The 17,687-nt window shown below is 35.9% G+C and carries 16 protein-coding genes and 1 tRNA gene; 14 read left to right on the forward strand and 3 right to left on the reverse strand.

Annotated elements, in window-relative coordinates:
- The first annotated feature begins 2 nt into the window (after positions 1 to 2).
- The 10 genes from U8519_RS08105 (at position 3) to U8519_RS08150 (ending at position 8,997) form a co-directional block, all read left to right on the forward strand.
- Positions 3 to 1,067 carry a glycosyltransferase family 4 protein gene (locus tag U8519_RS08105; protein WP_334329815.1) on the forward strand — a complete coding sequence of 355 codons (1,065 nt, stop codon included), beginning with the start codon at positions 3 to 5 and terminating at the stop codon, positions 1,065 to 1,067.
- Between the two features lie 52 nt (positions 1,068 to 1,119).
- On the forward strand, positions 1,120 to 2,595 hold the full coding sequence (locus tag U8519_RS08110; RefSeq protein ID WP_334329816.1) for a nicotinate phosphoribosyltransferase: 1,476 nt from the start codon (positions 1,120 to 1,122) through the stop codon (positions 2,593 to 2,595).
- A 3-nt stretch (positions 2,596 to 2,598) separates the two neighbouring features.
- Positions 2,599 to 3,417: an ammonia-dependent NAD(+) synthetase gene (nadE, locus tag U8519_RS08115; protein WP_334329817.1), complete on the forward strand. Its 819-nt coding sequence runs from the start codon at positions 2,599 to 2,601 to the stop codon at positions 3,415 to 3,417.
- Between the two features lie 101 nt (positions 3,418 to 3,518).
- On the forward strand, positions 3,519 to 4,712 hold the full coding sequence (locus tag U8519_RS08120) for an aminotransferase class I/II-fold pyridoxal phosphate-dependent enzyme (RefSeq protein ID WP_334329818.1): 1,194 nt from the start codon (positions 3,519 to 3,521) through the stop codon (positions 4,710 to 4,712).
- A 34-nt stretch (positions 4,713 to 4,746) separates the two neighbouring features.
- Positions 4,747 to 6,210, forward strand: a complete 1,464-nt coding sequence (locus tag U8519_RS08125) for an ArnT family glycosyltransferase (RefSeq protein WP_334329819.1) — start codon at positions 4,747 to 4,749, stop codon at positions 6,208 to 6,210.
- A complete protein-coding gene (locus U8519_RS08130; RefSeq protein WP_334329820.1) occupies positions 6,203 to 7,174 on the forward strand; it encodes a glycosyltransferase family 2 protein in 972 nt (323 codons plus the stop codon). The genes U8519_RS08125 and U8519_RS08130 overlap by 8 nt, the downstream gene beginning before the upstream one ends.
- Before the next feature lie 2 nt (positions 7,175 to 7,176).
- Positions 7,177 to 7,608, forward strand: coding sequence for a hypothetical protein (locus tag U8519_RS08135; RefSeq protein WP_334329821.1), 432 nt, complete (start codon positions 7,177 to 7,179; stop codon positions 7,606 to 7,608).
- Positions 7,608 to 8,069, forward strand: a complete 462-nt coding sequence (locus U8519_RS08140) for a SprT family protein (protein WP_334329822.1) — start codon at positions 7,608 to 7,610, stop codon at positions 8,067 to 8,069. Before U8519_RS08135 ends, U8519_RS08140 begins: the two co-directional genes overlap by 1 nt.
- A gap of 71 nt (positions 8,070 to 8,140) precedes the next feature.
- Positions 8,141 to 8,226, forward strand: a tRNA-Leu gene (locus U8519_RS08145).
- 258 nt (positions 8,227 to 8,484) lie between these two features.
- The gene (locus tag U8519_RS08150; RefSeq protein WP_334329823.1) at positions 8,485 to 8,997 is read left to right on the forward strand and encodes a hypothetical protein; all 513 of its coding nucleotides are present in this window, start codon (positions 8,485 to 8,487) and stop codon (positions 8,995 to 8,997) included.
- A gap of 28 nt (positions 8,998 to 9,025) precedes the next feature.
- Here U8519_RS08150 and U8519_RS08155 read toward each other — a convergent pair whose 3' ends face one another.
- Positions 9,026 to 9,775: a LytR/AlgR family response regulator transcription factor gene (locus U8519_RS08155; protein ID WP_334329824.1), complete on the reverse strand. Its 750-nt coding sequence runs from the start codon at positions 9,773 to 9,775 to the stop codon at positions 9,026 to 9,028.
- 3 nt (positions 9,776 to 9,778) lie between these two features.
- The gene (locus U8519_RS08160; RefSeq protein ID WP_334329825.1) at positions 9,779 to 10,987 is read right to left on the reverse strand and encodes a sensor histidine kinase; all 1,209 of its coding nucleotides are present in this window, start codon (positions 10,985 to 10,987) and stop codon (positions 9,779 to 9,781) included.
- A 305-nt stretch (positions 10,988 to 11,292) separates the two neighbouring features.
- On the opposite strand from U8519_RS08160, the gene U8519_RS08165 reads away from it, so the two are divergent.
- The 3 genes from U8519_RS08165 to U8519_RS08175 all read left to right on the forward strand — a co-directional run bounded on the left by U8519_RS08165 (position 11,293) and on the right by U8519_RS08175 (position 14,945).
- The gene (locus tag U8519_RS08165; protein ID WP_334329826.1) at positions 11,293 to 12,126 is read left to right on the forward strand and encodes a helix-turn-helix domain-containing protein; all 834 of its coding nucleotides are present in this window, start codon (positions 11,293 to 11,295) and stop codon (positions 12,124 to 12,126) included.
- Between the two features lie 291 nt (positions 12,127 to 12,417).
- Positions 12,418 to 12,924, forward strand: coding sequence for an SLAP domain-containing protein (locus U8519_RS08170; RefSeq protein ID WP_334329827.1), 507 nt, complete (start codon positions 12,418 to 12,420; stop codon positions 12,922 to 12,924).
- Between the two features lie 398 nt (positions 12,925 to 13,322).
- Complete coding sequence (locus U8519_RS08175) at positions 13,323 to 14,945, forward strand: aryl-sulfate sulfotransferase (RefSeq protein ID WP_334329893.1); 1,623 nt, start codon at positions 13,323 to 13,325, stop codon at positions 14,943 to 14,945.
- Positions 14,946 to 15,143: 198 nt separating this feature from the next.
- Here U8519_RS08175 and U8519_RS08180 read toward each other — a convergent pair whose 3' ends face one another.
- Positions 15,144 to 16,544, reverse strand: a complete 1,401-nt coding sequence (locus tag U8519_RS08180; RefSeq protein ID WP_334329828.1) for a DUF6056 family protein — start codon at positions 16,542 to 16,544, stop codon at positions 15,144 to 15,146.
- 77 nt (positions 16,545 to 16,621) lie between these two features.
- Here U8519_RS08180 and rbsK point away from each other — a divergent pair, with 77 nt between their 5' ends.
- Positions 16,622 to 17,533, forward strand: coding sequence for a ribokinase (gene rbsK / locus U8519_RS08185; RefSeq protein ID WP_334329829.1), 912 nt, complete (start codon positions 16,622 to 16,624; stop codon positions 17,531 to 17,533).
- Positions 17,534 to 17,687 lie beyond the last annotated feature (154 nt).

Here is a 17,687-nt window from a genome sequence, read left to right on the forward strand (position 1 = left end):
CTATGAGGGTTTTACATATTAATGCTGGTAACGAAGACGGCGGAGCAAGAACTTATATTGTTAATTTGATGAAAGGGCAAAAATTAACTCATACTGAGTCTAGTTTATTGACCTTTGAAGATGGTCCTGTTGCCAAGATGGCACGTGAGAACGACTTAAAGGTCGCTGTAATGCCTCAGAAGCAACGTTTTGACCTATCAATATTAAAACCACTGATTGCTTATATCAACAACAATCATATTGATATTGTTCACACCCACGGTCCTCGAGCCAATTATATCGTTTCACTTATTAATAAGAAGATTAATGCTAAGTGGGCAATCACTGTCCATTCAGATCCTAGAATCGATTTTTCTGGTCTCAAAGGAAAAGTAATGCTCAAACTTAATCTCCATGCGTTAAAGAAGGCGGATTTTCTATTCTACATGAATCCAAATTTGAAGTCCTATTTTGAAAAACTCAAAATATCCGACGATAAATTATTCGAAGTATTCAATGCAATTGACTTTTCAAATTCTAATCCTATTCCAACAAGACACAATACTTTTAACATTTTGGAAGTGGCTCGTTTGGTCGAGGTCAAGAATCATAAGCTGTTGTTGCATGCTTTGAGCAAGGTCAAATTCAATTATCGATTGACACTGGTTGGGGACGGTCCATTGATGTCAGAGTTACAAAAAATGACTAAGGATCTCGGTATCGATGAAAAAGTTGAATTCGTTGGCTTCAAAGAAAATACTGGTGATTACTATGAAGGCTGTGATATTTCGATTTTGACATCTAAGTCTGAGAGTTTGCCAACGGTCTACTTAGAATCGGCCTATTATGGACGTCCTGTTATCGCAACAAATGTTGGTGCAACTAATAAGATCATTAATGATACTACTGGTTGGTTGGTTGAATCTGAGAATGAGGAAGAATTGATTGCGGCACTTGAAGATGCTTACAGCGATTGGCGCAATGATACCTTGAACCAGAAGGGATTAGCGCTCTATCAAGAGAGTCGTGAAAATTACTCGATTGAAAAATTAGCCGAATTAGTCGACAAAGGGTACAATTTACTTTAAGTATTGATGAATTAAATACTGTAAATTTGTAACCATCTAAAATCAAGGAGATATGATGACCCAATACCAAGACGAAGGTTTAACTTTACATACTGATTACTATGAATTGAATATGATGTATACGTACTGGAAGAAGGGATTGCATAATCGCAATGCGGTTTTTGAATGTTACTTCAGAAACTTGCCATTCGACAGTGGATTCGCAATTTTTGCCGGTTTGGAACATGTGATCGATTATTTGAATAACCTCAAGTTCTCAGATTCCGATATTGATTATTTAAGAGAATACGGAGAATTCGATGAAGATTTCTTACGCTGGTTAAAGGATATGACCTTTAATTGTACGATCCGTTCCGCCAAAGAAGGAGATTTGGTCTTCAATGAAGAACCGATTTTCCAAGTTGAAGGTCCACTGGCTCAATGTCAATTGATCGAAACTGCTGTTTTGAACATTATTAATTATCAAACCTTAGTTGCGACTAAGGCGGCTCGTATTAAGTCTGTCTGCGGGAGTGATCCAGTATTGGAATTCGGTTCACGTCGTGCGCAAGAAGTTGACGCTGCTATTTGGGGTAGTCGTGCTTCATATATTGGTGGATTTGACGCTACAAGTAACGTTCTTGCCGGTAAGATGTTTGGTATTCCTATTTCTGGAACTCATGCTCACGCTTTGGTACAGACTTATCGTAATGAATATGAAGCCTTCAAGGCCTACGCTGAAACACACAAGAACTGTGTCTTCTTAGTTGATACATATGATACTTTGAAGAGTGGAGTACCAAGTGCTATCAAAGTAGCCAGAGAATTTGGCGACAAGATCAATTTCCAAGGTGTCAGAATCGATTCTGGAGATATGGCTTACATCTCAAAACGTGTTCGTAAGCAATTGGACGAAGCTGGATTCCCGAATGCGAAGATCTACGCTTCAAATGACTTGGATGAGAAGACGATTCTTAACTTGAAGATGCAAGATGCCAAGATCGATGTCTGGGGTGTTGGGACAAAGAATATCACCGCCTTTGATCAACCAGCTTTAGGAGCGGTATACAAGTTGGTAAGTATCGAAGACAATCGTGGTAATATGATGGATACGTTGAAGTTATCAAGTAATGCGGTTAAGATCTCAACACCAGGTAAGAAGCAAGTGTGGAGAATCACCAATAATCAGAAGAACAATAAGTCTGAAGGTGATTATGTAACACTTTGGAATGAAGATCCTCGTAAGCACTCTTCACTCTACATGTTCCACCCACAATACACTTACATTAATAAGACGGTCGAGGACTTCCAAGCTGAACCTTTATTGACGGATATTTTTGTCGATGGGAAGCAAGTTTATCAATCACCTAATGTTCAAGATATTAGATCTTATTGTGCGAAGAATCTGGATTCACTCTGGGATGAATACAAGCGTATTTTGAATCCACAGATTTATCCAGTTGACTTGTCATCTAAACTATATAGTCATAAGATGAAATATATCGAAAAAGTCCGCAATGATGTAAATAATATTAGAATAGGTGACTAGTAAATGAGACCACTTCAAAAAGAAATAATTGAGTATGAAGGAACAAAACCTGAGATCAACGTCGAAGAGGAGATTCGTCGCTCGGTTGATTTCTTGAAGAACTACTTATTGAAGAATAAATTTTTAAAGACATTAGTATTAGGAATTTCTGGTGGACAGGATTCTACTTTGGCTGGTAAACTTTCAGAAATGGCTATGACTGAACTTCGTGATGAAACTGGCGATAAGGATTATAAGTTTATTGCAGTTCGTCTTCCTTACGGAGAACAAGCCGATGAGTCTGATGCGATGCAAGCAATCGAATGGATGGGTGCAGATGTTGTTTCCCGTGTTAACATAAAGGATAGTGTGGATGCTATGGTTGCGGCAGTAAAAGCTAATGGCTTCAAAATTACTGATTTCAACAAGGGAAATATCAAAGCCCGTATGCGCATGATCGCTCAATACGCCATTGCTGGTGACAATCACGGAGTTGTCGTAGGAACAGATCACGCTGCTGAGAATATCACTGGCTTCTATACTAAGTTCGGTGATGGTGCGGCTGATGTAACGCCATTATTCAGATTAGACAAGCGTCAAGGACGTGCTATGTTGGAGAAGTTAAACGCTCCTAAGAATCTCTATGAGAAGACACCAACGGCTGATCTTGAAGAAGATCGTCCAAGCCTTCCAGATGAAAAAGCTCTTGGTGTTTCTTACACGGATATCGATAATTATCTTGAAGGAAAAGATATTCCTGAAAAGAGTGCTGAAATTATTGAGAACTGGTATAAGAAGACTGCCCACAAACGCAGAACTCCTTACACTGTTTTTGATAAATAGTCAAATATAACGAATTTCATATTTGGACATTCATTTTTTTGAATGTCTATTTTTATAACACGATTAGATATGATAAAATACGCACAAAGAGGTGTTTAAACATGTTTAAAAATATTCTGTCACTAATGAAACCAGAAGTGGTAGCCATCAAGCAACAAGATATCTTCAAGTTTAATGCCAGTGCTAAGGCAATTCCTGATTGTGTCAATATGACGATCGGTGAGCCAAGTTTTACCACACCGGATCATATTAAATTAGCAGCTATCAAGGCAATTGATGATGATAAGACTCACTATACTGTTCCAGAAGGCGATCACGAATTACTAAGAGCAGTTGCTGACTATTTACATAAAAAATACAATTTGAATTACGATCCAGAATCAGAAATAATTGCTACAACTGGTGTTACTGAAGGTGTCTTTTCAGCTTTCAATGCTATCTTGCAACCTGGAGATGAGGTTTTGATCCCATCGCCATCGTTTACGATCTATGGACCAGATGCAAACTTTAACCAGTCGTCACCGATCTATATCGATACTTCTAAGACTGGCTTTAAGATAACACCAGAGGTTTTGGATGAAATCTTGAGTACGCATCCAAAAATCAAAATATTCTTGTTTAATTATCCAAGTAATCCAACTGGAGTTAGTTATACCCACGACGAATTAACAGCCTTAGCTGATGTTCTAAGAAAGTATAATGTCTTCGTCTTAAGTGACGAAATTTACAGTGAATTGACTTATAATTTTAAGCATGAGTCATTTGCTAATTTCTTGCCTGAGCAAACTTTATTATTGAATGGTTTGTCCAAGTCACATGCTATGACTGGTTGGAGATTCGGAGTAGTTTGTGGACCGGCAGAGATTATCTCACAGATCAATAAGATTCATGAGCTGGCTACTACGTCGATCACATCGATCACTCAGGCTGCTGCTCTGGAAGCATACCAAAACGGTCTTGACGATCCAATCAAGATGCGTGAGGAGTATTGTCAGAGAAGAGATACTTTGGCTGCAGGTTTGAACAAGATCGGCTTCGAGTGTCCAGATCCTGACGGAGCCTTCTATTTGTTCGGTAAGATTCCAGAAGGATTAGAGCAAGACGATGTTAAGCTTTGCTTTGATATTTTGGATCAAGAACATTTGGCTATTCTTCCCGGTAGTTATTTCGGTATCGGTGGAGAAGGACATATTCGTTTTAGCTATGCTTCAAGCATGGAGAACATTGAGGAATGTATCAATAAGTTAGGTGAGTATGTGGCAACTCATATTCATTCTGATGAAACTGCAATTTGATTGCAGATAGAGGGAAACAATAAAAGAGGGAACTATGCTTAACAAATTTCAAAGTGTTATCAGTAAGATTGTTTTAATCTGTGTGGCAATATTCACATCAATGGTTTTTGTCCAGATGGCAATCTATTTCGGTAAGAGTTATTTAACTTATGAACCAGTATTTAATGTACTGGTTCTTATTTGTGCAATTATATTAGTTTTATTAGCCGCGTTAGTTTTGATCAGAATATCTGATGATGATCCGATTAAGAACCGTTTAGTGCTACTAAGTTTGCTTGCTATATTCGCCATTGCGGCTATTATTTGGATCAAGTTAGTTCCACAGACACAAGTCAGTGATTTTAAGGCATTTTGGGATAATGCTCCAAGGGCTTTGAGTGGTAAGCAGATTTATCAGATGGACAATGACTATTTTGCTAAGTGGGCTTATCAAACGGGATTCTTAGTCTATGTTATGACGGTGGTCAAGATATTCGGTCATCATATCATCGCAATTCAATTGTTGAACGTCTTGTATCAAGTATTGATTCTGTTGGTGATGTATCAATTAGTTGTTAAAATTTTTAATAACATCAAGATGGCGCGCTTATCAGTCTTGTTACTGATGATCGACTTGGACTGGTTTGCTTTGAATAGTCAGACTAATAATCAGTACTTGGGGATGCTGCTATTCTTAGTTACTTTTTACTTGATCATTTTGAATAAGTACTGGTCGTTTGCCTTAGCTGGATTGACACTTGGCTTGGGCAGCATCATCAGACCGATCGGACCAGTTATCATTGCCGGAATTATTGTTTTTGGTATCATGTACTTATTTATTAGCAATAATCACTTACACCTAGATGCTATTTGGAAATTATTGATCACTTTAGCTATTTATTTTGTTATTTTTAGCGGTGCAGGGATGGCTATCAAGTCATCTGGTTTGAATAGTTATGGCTTGTCAAATCGGGATTCGGAATGGAAATTCGTAATTGGTTTGGACTATAATTCAAGAGGTGTCTACGACCAGGCAATGGTCGACCGCTTCGACTTGAAGGACACTAGAGCGACAATGAGCAAAAAAGAGTATAGTGTAATTCATGAGAATATTAATTATTTAAACAGTAATCATAAGTGGTTGAGCTTGTTGTGGAGCAAGAATAGTACTCTTTGGGCACAGAATTCTACTGCAATGGACTTTACCGGTTTTGAAAAAATCCACTCTGCTAAGACGACATCGCTGATGAGAATGGCAGCGTACATGGGAACCGTAATATTGATCATCTTTTCTTGGGTCGGTTCGCTAAGGTTATTCAAACAAAGATTCAGTAATAATTTTTATCTGTTACTGTTGCCACTGATGGCGTATGCCGTTGTACAATTGCTGATCGAGGTTCAAGGCAGATATCGCTTGGAATTTATTCCAGTGATTGCTATTCTAGGCAGTGTTGGACTGTATAGTACTGTTAAATTTTTAAGTCAAAAATGGAGGGGGAATAACTCGCACAATGTTTAAATTAAGTATTGTTGTGCCTTGCTACAATGAAGAAGAGGTGCTCCATGAGACTACTAAAGAATTGACAAGAATAGTTACTAATTTGATCAAGTCTGAGAAGATTTCAACTACTAGTAAGATAGTTTTTGTGGATGACGGTAGTAAGGATCAAACTTGGAATCTGATCGATCAATTTTCCAAAGAAAATGAGATAGTCAGTGGGGTGAAGTTGAGCCGTAACTTTGGTCACCAAGGCGCTCTGTTAGCTGGAGTAACTGCTGCTTCAAAAGATTCTGACGCTGTGGTAACGATCGATGCGGATCTGCAAGATGACGTTAACGCCATTCCCAAGATGGTAGATTCATTTATTGGCGGTTCAGAAGTTGTCTACGGAGTTCGAAACAATCGTGATACTGACAGTTCCTTTAAGCGTAATACGGCTGAGATGTTCTATAAGTTCATGGGCTGGTTAGGGGTAAAATTAGTACCTGACTCAGCTGATTTTCGATTAATGAGCAAGCGCGCCTGTGAAGTATTGTTGAGCTATAAAGAGACCAATTTGTTTTTGCGTGGGATCGTCCCACTAGTTGGTTTCAAATCTGACAAAGTGTATTATGCTAGAAAAGAGCGCTTCGCTGGAGAATCTAAGTATCCATTACGTAAGATGATCAGATTTGCCATGGACGGAATAACTTCATTCTCGATCGTTCCGATCAAAATGATCATGGGACTGGGATTTCTTATTGTATTGATCAGTATCCTTTTGCTGATTTATACTATTATACAAAAGGTCAATGGACGCGTTGTATCCGGCTGGTCATCGATGATGGTCTCGATTTGGGCTCTTGGCGGGGTTCAACTGATCTGTATCAGTGTTATCGGTGAGTATGTTGGTAAGATATTCAACGAAGTCAAGCATCGCCCTAGATTTACTATTGAACGTGATATTTATACTGAAAAAACCTTAAAAGAAGAGGAAAAATAATTATGAATCAAACACAAAAGAAAGCAATGATCTACGGTAATTTAATTAACAATTCTGTTCAAATTATTCAAGATGAACAAGATAAGTTAAATCCCGAGTTTGAAAAGTTACGTAAGGCATTGGATCGTGATCAAGTAGAAAAGATCGATTCTGTTGAATACACAAAAATCATGCATGATTTCAAGTCTGGCACTGATACTTACGCTGATATCCTTGGTAAGTTGGAGAAGGCAAAGGCACCAGCAAGATTCATGGGTACACACATGTCTCTAGTGAACTCATTTAAGAAGTACGTTGCTGCTTGTCAAGAGATGACTGACAGTATCAACGAAGATCAAACAATCGATCGTAAGAAGTTTAATGAAGCTGAACAAGTTCAAGATGAGAATATGGACAAGTTCTCCAAATACATTCAAAAGATGACACAAATTTAATGACAGATGAAGAATTAACTGAACTTATCAAAAAGGTTTCCCAAGAAAATTTTGGGAAGCCTTTTGTTCACCAAGCCTTTTTTAATAAGAGATTACGGACTACCGGTGGGAGATTCCACTTACGTGATCGTCATATCGATATCAATCCCAAAATGTATCAGATCTATGGAATGGATACGCTAGTGGGAATCATTAAACATGAGCTGTGTCATTATCACTTGTACAATTCAGGTCTGCCCTCACAGCACAAGGATCATGAGTTCAAAGTATTACTGAAACAAGTCGGTGGCTTGCGATATGCGCCACCAGTTAGTACTAACAATAAACATCGGACGGTTCACGTATATGAATGTACCAAGTGTCATACGATTTATCATAGAGTTCGCAAAATAAACACTAGTCGTTATGTCTGTGGAAAATGCCGGGGAAAGTTGAAATTCATAAAAAATATTAATATCTAAGTAATATTTATTGAACATCTACTTGTAATTGAATTTAATGAATTGTAAAATATTACTTGTACGTCAGGAATGCGGGTATGGCGGAATTGGCAGACGCGCAAGACTAAGGATCTTGTGGAGAATTATCTCCGTGGAAGTTCGAATCTTCTTACCCGCATAAATGCAAAAAATAGAAATGCTAATCAGCATTTCTATTTTTTTTGTTCTTTGAAAAGTAAAGTATTTTGATCAGACAATCTTAGAGAGTAATTTAAAAACTCAATTATAAGTTAATTTGTAATTACAATTGGAGTACAAAATGTACAATAATTATAATTTTAAAAATAAAATTTAATTTATTGTATGCAAATGTTTTGTATTTTGATATTAATAACGATAAACTCAGCTGTAATCTAAGATAAAGGAAGACGAAAAAATGAAAAAGAAAACTATTCTTTGTATGATAGTATCTTTGATTCTTCTAGGATTTTCTTCATTTGATTACAGCACGGCAAAGGCGGAATCAGTAACTCAATCAGGATATTATGCCGATATCACGGCTGATCCAGCTCAATTGTACAGTTCAACCGGAAGTAGTCTAGGTAAGTCTTTGCCTTATAAGAGTAACTGGAAGGTCGGAAAAATCTTAGATGAAACTAACGGTACAGAGTTATATCGTGTCGGTTCAGATGAATATTTAAATTCAAAACAGTGTTATTTATATCAAAAACGAGTAGAAGTCATTGAAGTATCAGATTCTAGCGGGGAAGTTCCGGTTTACAATCACAACTTTGATGAGAGTACTGAAGTGGCACTCAAATCAAATACTTATTGGTATTCTGATACAGTGATCTATAATTCATCAGGTATGCCATTCGCTAGAGTTGCGACTGATGAATACGTTCCATTTTATGAAGTTACCTCAGAGAGTTTTACACAAGCCTTTTAGAGCAAAAAAATAGCGCAGTAGGTTTTTCCTACTGTGCCATTTTTCGCTTTAGACCAGGTAATTTTCTTCGAGATACCTCACAACTGGAGCCATCGTTAAAGTAAATCATTTTATTCAATGAGTCGATAGAATGAATATTGTCTAGATTTACTAGGATACTCTTGTGTGCACGATATAAGTTGGAAAATTCTTCTTCAATTGAATTTAGATTACCACGAAATTCGGTGATCTCAGTCAAACTGTGAAGAAAGACTTTGTGCGAACTCGATGATGTTTCCAGATAATTTATATCTTTGACGTCGATGGTATAGTCTCTAGATCCAAGACTATAGTGGAACATCTTTTTACGTTGGGATTTTAATTCATGCAGTCGTTCAAAGGTCAGATCCAGATCTTTGTACAATGACTCATTCATTGATTTGATGCCGTCTTCTTTTCTAATGTAGTCGAGAGGTTCGATTTTTCGCTTAAACGTTAAATAAGCCAGTTCTTCATGCGTTGTAACAAAAACAATTTTTGCCGTGGCGTCATTTTTACGGATCTCTTCAGCCAAGTCGATTCCCTTAGTCTGTGAGTCGGCAAATTCAATATCTATCAAATAAAACATATCGTTGTTGTCACTACGATACTTAATATAGTTTTCGAATTCAGTAGGATTTCCGGTCGAAATAACGATCCGCATTTCATGTTCTGGGTGATCCTTCATATAATTTTTAAAAATCAAACGATATACATCGATCAATTCAAGGTTATCTTCACATATAGCAACGTTTAACAAAATCTAATTCTCCTTTTCAATCGTTAAAATGACGGTAAATTCATCATTTTCAAACTTGGTATGTAAAAAGAAATTTGGCTTTTTATTTACTAGTTCTTGAACATTGGCCAGGCCAATACCATTGTGATTCTCTTTGGTGGAAAAACCGTTAACAAAAATTTTATTGATATTTATCTGTGTATTAGGCGCAGTATTGTTGATGATAATAAATTCGGTCGTATTATCATCGCCTAATATCGCAAATTTTAAGAATGGTTGAGGATTCTTGCGACAAGCTTCAATAGCGTTATCAAAAAGGATCCCAAGGATTCTCGTAATTGGAACTGAATCGCTCCTAGAAATAAATATTTCGGGATCGATCTCAGTATTTGTGGTAATGTTGAAATTTTTTGCGGTAATGATTTTACTAATTATGATTCCTCGAACTAGCTCATCTTGTATCTTGAATAAGCGAGGGTTGTTCAGTTTGGAGACGTCATTAGTATTTATGGTTGAATCTTTTAGTAGATCTTTGATTTTTTCTCTGGCATTTTTATCATCATCGTCATTTAGCAATACAGATAGGGACAGCAGTAGGTTCTTGTAGTCGTGTTTGAACTTCCGCATCTCGTCATAATTACCTTCGAGTTCTTTGATGTACAAATTGTTTTCTTTGATTTTTTCCAATTCTCGTATAGCACGTTGTTGTTTGAGGTATCCAGCAATATAGTACAAAGTTCCGAGAAAAATGAAAATAAATATGATTATGGTTAAAATAACGTTTGTCCGCATATAAGCTAATTGGACGTCTAAAATTCGAGAAATAGTTGTGAACGCAACGAAGCCCACAAATAGTATTAACATTGCGGAAACTATGATCGCAGCTATGATTGGGTCATTAAAGTTAATGTATTTTTTCCATTGATCAACTACCAATATTCCTGAATAAACGATCAGCATTGCGAATACGTAGGTTAGAATTACATTACAGATGAGCATCATGACTATTTGATCGTGAATATTGAATAAGCTGATTGAAATTATCCAAGCTAAACTCTGTGAAAATGCATTTATAAATAAACTAATAAGTAACCACAGTACTCTATTGATGGTTTTTGGTTTATAATGTCGAAATAAGAAAAAATATGAAATGATCAGCAGCAAGATACCGGCATTATCATGATATATGTCTATAAAGCTAAATGTGATACTAGCCACAATGGCTAGTATCACATTTGACTTTCTTCTAGTTTTTGGGATTATAATGAAAACTAATAAGAAAAAAAGTATATTATTTATAAAATCAACACTTTGATAAGATATTGGGTTTAAATAAATCATTATATGTTATTCTCTGCTTACTTATATATAAAAAGGTTAAAAAAAATTCCAAAATTAACCTTGTGGTAAATCATTTCATGTACTTGAATATTAACATAATATAGGTAGTAAAAAACTTAATAATCACAAAAGGACTATTTAATATCCTATGTGGTATTATTAATAATAATGTTATCTCAATAATAGGAGTGAGAAGAATGTTTCTAGGATCAGTTATTTATGACAAGAGAAGAAGTATGCATCTGACACAAACTGAATTGGCAGCAGATATTTGTACTCAAAATACTATAAGTAAGATCGAAAAACACAATATTTCTCCAACGGTAAATATTCTTACAAAATTATGTTTGAAGTTGGAATTGAGCTTAAACGATGTATTCAGTGATTTCTCAAGTAATTCTACCTCTGAAGAAGAAAGCATCCTTGATTCATTGGAGAGGGATCTATTATTAGATGATACTGATGAGATACCAGAGAAGTTATCTATCTTGCATAGCAAGTTGAGCGATGGAGACATGAAGCAAGTTAACTTGATCAAAGGTGCTCTGGAATATAACGATGGAGATTATGACAATTCGCTATTTACTTTAGACAAAGTATTGCAGTTAACTAAATCTGATGTTTATGATATTTATACTTTGTTGACGTATTTATTTAAAGGTATGAATTATATGCGACAAGGTCATAAAGACCGTGCACAATATTACTTCGAGATGATCGAAGATGCTACTAAAGAAAACTTACAAATCGCTAATGCGAATGAGATCGAACTGATTTATCTCTGCAAATCTTTGGCAAATGCCTATATTGAATTAAATATTCCAGAAAAATCTTGGAAATTTAGTTCAAAGGGTATTAATTTAGCAAAAGCAAAACATACGACCTATTTTTTGGACTACTTATATTTTTATGCAGCAGAATCGATTGAAAAAGATGAAAATAGAAGTCAGGAATACCGTGAATTAAGAGATTCAGCATATTATTTTGCAAAGTTTGTGAGTGATCAAAAACTATTAGACAAAATGGTTTAAACATCTTTCGAACAAAAAAGAACAAGAGACTGAGTTAAAATACACAGTTTCTTGTTCTTTTTTTACTTTTACGCAAATTATTAAAAAAATTATAACAATAAATAGACTATATGTATTGAAATTGTTTAGTAAATTTTGTATTATTAAATTAACAATAATATTGGACGAAATGCCAATCGGTCAATTTGTTGCGTGTGTCTTTAATTCTATGCCAGTAGAATTTTTGTGTGCTTTATTTTGTGTGTTATTTTTGTCTAAATTTAAAAATCTATCTATACGAGGAAAATTATTATGAAAAAAAACGCGATCGCTTTATTAGCAATGGCTTTATTAAGTACCGGAGCAGCTGTTATGCCAGCAACAACTGCTCAAGCAAAGAGTGTAAGTTCAAGTTATAAGGTACAAGTTGATTCAGATTCAGCTAACTTGTACAATGCTTCAGGTGATGAAACAGATTCAACTTTACCTGAAAACAGTACATGGTCAGTAAGCAACATCAGAACAATTGATGGTAAGGACTACTACCAAGTTGCTGCTAACGACTACGTAAGTTCAGACGACAGTTTTTTGTACAAAAAACGCCCCGAAACAATAAAAGTAGCCGAAGATCATGAGGTCTCCGTCTACAATCATAATTTCGAGGAAAATAGTAAAATTAAACTTGCCGCAGGTACAAAATGGTATTCAGATACAGCCATCTATACTCAAGCAGGTATTCCATTTGTTCGTGTAGCACCAGATATGTATGTATCTATGGTTGATGTTGTTGAACAATCAGTAACTTCATCTATTAACTAAAAACTTTGTGTTGTGTGTGTTTGAATCTTCGCAGTGCCAGCTGTGAAGATTCTTTTTTTAACTCTTTAGCTTTAGTTCTATGCCAGTAGAACTTTTGCAATTTAATTTGTGTGTTTATCTATACGAGGTATCTATCTTTAATACAGTTAATATAATACTATCAATTTGCTGATATTTTGATTCACTTTTTGTAAAGCAGTTTTTCCAAAAGTGGGTCAAAATTGAAATTAGCGGTTTTGGAAGTAAATATAAGAAATTCTTATTTAAATCACATGACATTGTCAGTACCGCGTTCTTCCAAAGTATTAGTGTTATATGGGAACGGGAAAATTCCAAAATACTAACGAGAGGGAGTATGGCAATTGAGGAAGAAACTAGCTTTCGTGGCTGCAATTTTAATGTGCTTTTCGTTGATTGTAGTTGCGTGTTCTAAGACTAGTTCCAGTAGTGATAATGGAAAAGTATTGAGCACCAAACAAATAAAGAAGAACGTCGGATCAAAGTTGATCAAGACTCGGGAAAATTCTCAGTCAACTTTGACGAAAAAGTATCAACAAGTGGTTAAAAATAGTTCTTATACTTTGAGTGATCCATATGTGAAGCTCAATCCGTATAAGACTTCACCATTGACTGCATTGGTTATCTTTCAAACAGACCAGGAGGCTGAGGTTTCCTATACTGTTGAAGGAGAGAGCGATAATACTAGTATTACCAATAAGGTAAACGGCGGCTATTCAACGACACATCAGGTACCGGTCGTAGGACTGTATGCTAACAAGACCAATCAAGTTACTATCAATGTAACTTATAAGGATGGAACAACAGCAACGCAGACGATCGAGATCAAGACGGGTTCATTACCTAAGTATATTAAGAATGCAACTATCAGCGTCAAGAATACTGATAAGTCGAAGATGGATATCGGTAATAACAAGTTGACGATTATCAATCGAACCACCAAAGAACCATTCGCTATCGATGCTGACGGTAATGTCAGATGGTATTTGACTGATTATTCACAACATACGATCGAACAAATTTCTAATGGTCACATGTTAGTTTTGACTAAGAAAAAAGAAAGTTCACAAGTTTATAATGATTTGATTGAAACAGATGTACTTGGCAGAGTATATAAGGAATACAGCTTCAATTCAAAAACTAAGTCTAATGATTCAGGTAATGCTAAAGATGAAACAACTGTGATCCATCACGATTTATTAGAATTACCAAACCATGATATTTTAGCGACTGTAAGTGACGGATCAAAATATAAAGAAGATGTCATGGTCCAAATCTCTCATAAGACTGGTAAAATAGTAAAGGTCATCGACTTGAAGAGAATCCTTCCAAGTTCAATGTATAAGAAGTACAAGGCTGGATCTGATGGTAAAGTTGATTGGTTCCATCAGAACTCAGTTGACTACGATGAGTCAGATAATAGTATTATGATTTCCGGACGTAATCAAGATATGATTATGAAACTTGATTATAAGACAAATAAAATTATCTGGATCTACAGCGGAAAGAAAAAAGCCACTTGGCCTAAGAAGTATCGTGATAAGATCTTGACTCCAACCCAAGGAACAACTATCACAGGTGGACAGCATGGATTGTATCTATTAAAACATGATGGTGATAGCGAGGATATTATGCTATACGATAATAATATCGATGTTACCAACGGAGATAAGAAGACTTCAGGCAAGTATTCTCAAGCAGTTGAGTATCAGATCGATACTAAGAATATGACGATCGATCAAACTTGGTCATATGGTAAGAATCTTGGCAAAGCTAATTTTACAAGTATTATTGGTTATGCAGAACGTGAATCAAATGGCAATACTTTGATCGACTTCGGATTCAAGAATAATGGTAAAGAAAGTAACATTATTGAAGTAGATTCGGAAGGTAATCAAGTGTTCAACGTAACTATGAAGAATGCCTCATCTAAGGCTTATGCATATCGTGCTTATCGAGTGCCATTCTATTCTTCTGATTATGTGTTTGATGTAAATAATTAAATAAGAAAAAGGACCAATTCCGGCGGTGGAATTGGTCCTTTTTGCTAGAGGCAGATATCTAAATACGGAATACAGCAAGCCGCCTGATTGGGGTGGCAACTTGCTACGAACAAAGTATAACACAACTTATATACCTATTAAGTATAAAATTTATTGCGTATCCATCATGAGATGTTATTAAATAATGGGATAATATAGCTATTTAGAAGATTTTTCATTAAGCAGTTTTACCTTAGCCTTTATTTGCTGATCGAAGGCAAACATTCTGAAATATGGTGCTTTATAAGTCTTTTTATCAACCGTTTTGAGAGCATCTTTCCAATCATCATAGCTTATGGCAACAGTGGGAATCTTTTTGTCAGAAATATAGTAATTCTTGAAGACTGTATCATTTGACATATTCTCTGACCAAATATAATCGGTATTCTTGTATGAAGGTAGATAATAGACTGAACGGTTGGCATTAACTTGAAATGCCAAGTAATTAGCAGCGATGTTGAACGTCTGTGAGTAGTCCTTGGCTATATAGTCATCACGAATTCCCGCTCCGATCAGCATTAGCGTTACTAGAGGTAGGATGAATTTGTGATAATTATCGAGTAAGATATCCAAATTGATTGCTATCAGTGCAACACCAAAAGTAAAGCTGGCAAAAATACAGCGAGAACCAAATGGTGAGATGACAATAAACGGTAGTATTGCTACACCTCCGGATGCAATTAGAGCGATATTGGTTATTTTTTGCTTATAATTATTTAAACGATAGATCGAGATGATCAATATGGCAATGGCCACAACTATTAAGATTGCTAAGATGGTCAGGATAACTTTAGATGAATAGTAGTTTTGGAAATAATTAAACAACGTATCTTGTCCGTCCATCTTTACGTGTCGGTAAGCATCTTTACCGGCAATGATCTTGAGATAAGCACCGTTGATAAACATCAATAAAGCACCGAGAAAGTTACCAGCCATAATTACATAGAGGATTTTTTTGAAAGGTTTACTGAATCTATTCTTGAAAATAAGCAATACGAGCACGACGTTGAAACAATTCAAGAGGGTGATGTGTTCAGCAAAGAATTGTGCGAATAGTGCTGCAAAAAATATTAACAGGGTTGAAGTTCGATAGTAATGGACGTCTTTTTTATCGATATTTTTTAGGATCAAATGGAGGAAAAACAAAGGGAAAATCACCGATGGTACGTAATTAGCAAAACCGGAGTGCCAACCCCAAATTTGCTTAAAAATAAGCTTTGGTGCTAGTAAGAGGAGAATTGTAGAAATACCAGCGGAAACTAAGCCTAAGTTTTTTACTGGATAAATTTCTTCTCGAATTTTTTGAATGAGGAAGACGATCAGTGTGGGAAAGATACCATAAGCTAAAAAGGCGATGAATTTGAACTTCATCATCGAAATGATCAATAGATCGCCCAGATACCGTCCGTCGTAATACGTGAATGTCCCGCTTTGGAAATAGTTGCGTCCCCATTGACTCCACCAGTTCAGATCATCACCTACCATTGGCATGAAATAACCAATCAAAGCAAAAATCAAAAAGATGATGAAGTAAAAACTTAATTTGGCAGTTCTTTTCATATTTTGCATCCTTTGAAATATTAATTTTTGTTATGATAAATGTTATTACTAAAAATTACAAAAAAGGTGAAGATTTTATGAAGAAAATTGTTGTATTGGGATCTATCAATGTTGATACAATTCTTAAAATTACCCGTTTGCCATTACCTGGTGAAACAATGGCCATGCACGATCAATCTACTGCTGGCGGTGGGAAAGGCGCTAATCAAGCAATTGCGGCAGTCAGAGCGGGGGCAGAAACGTCGTTTATTTCTAAGATCGGACGAGATCATGCGGCTGATTTTATGATCGATACTTTCAAAAAAGACAAATTGGATATAAACCACTTATTAACTGATGACAATGCTGGGACCGGCAAGGCATACATATTATTAGATGACAATGGTCAGAATAGTATTTTGATCTACGGCGGAGCTAATCAGACTATTACAGCTGCTGATGTTAAAAATGCAGAAGATGTAATCAAAGAGGCTGATTGTGTCATTACTGAGTTCGAAACACCGATGCCAGCGGCGCTAGAGTTATTCAAAATTGCCAAAGAAAATAATGTGGTAACAATTCTGAATCCAGCACCAGCAAAGACCGACATACCGGAAGAACTATTGAAATTGACAGATATAATCGCTCCTAATGAGACAGAAGCAAAGGCAATTACGGGAATAAGTGTCACGGATGAAAGTTCAATGAAAAAAGTTGCAACTTACTTGCATGGTCTAGGAATAGATACAGTTTTGATCACAGTGGGTGCTAAAGGATCTTATTATTCACGTAGAACAGGTAACGAAGGTTTTGTCAAGGCATTTAAGGTGGATGCCATCGATACCACAGCGGCTGGAGACACTTTTATTGGCTATTTGGCTGCTAATTTGAATAGTAATTTGGATAATTTAGAAAGCGCTATGAAGATTGCCAGCAAGGCATCTTCTCTGACTGTTCAAGAGCAAGGAGCACAGAATTCTATACCTTACAAAAAACAAGTAAATTTGTAATAAAATATAGCAATTTATTTAAACATATTGCTCTGATCGATTTGAAATGAGTACGGATACATGTTAGTATAAGAGTTGTATTTTTGAATGGTTAATGGTTCGAATGGTTTTATCTAATAAAGGCTTTCTTCCATAATGTACCACGAGATAATGC

Source organism: Companilactobacillus sp. HBUAS59699 (assembly GCF_036913575.1).
GTDB lineage: Bacteria > Bacillota > Bacilli > Lactobacillales > Lactobacillaceae > Companilactobacillus.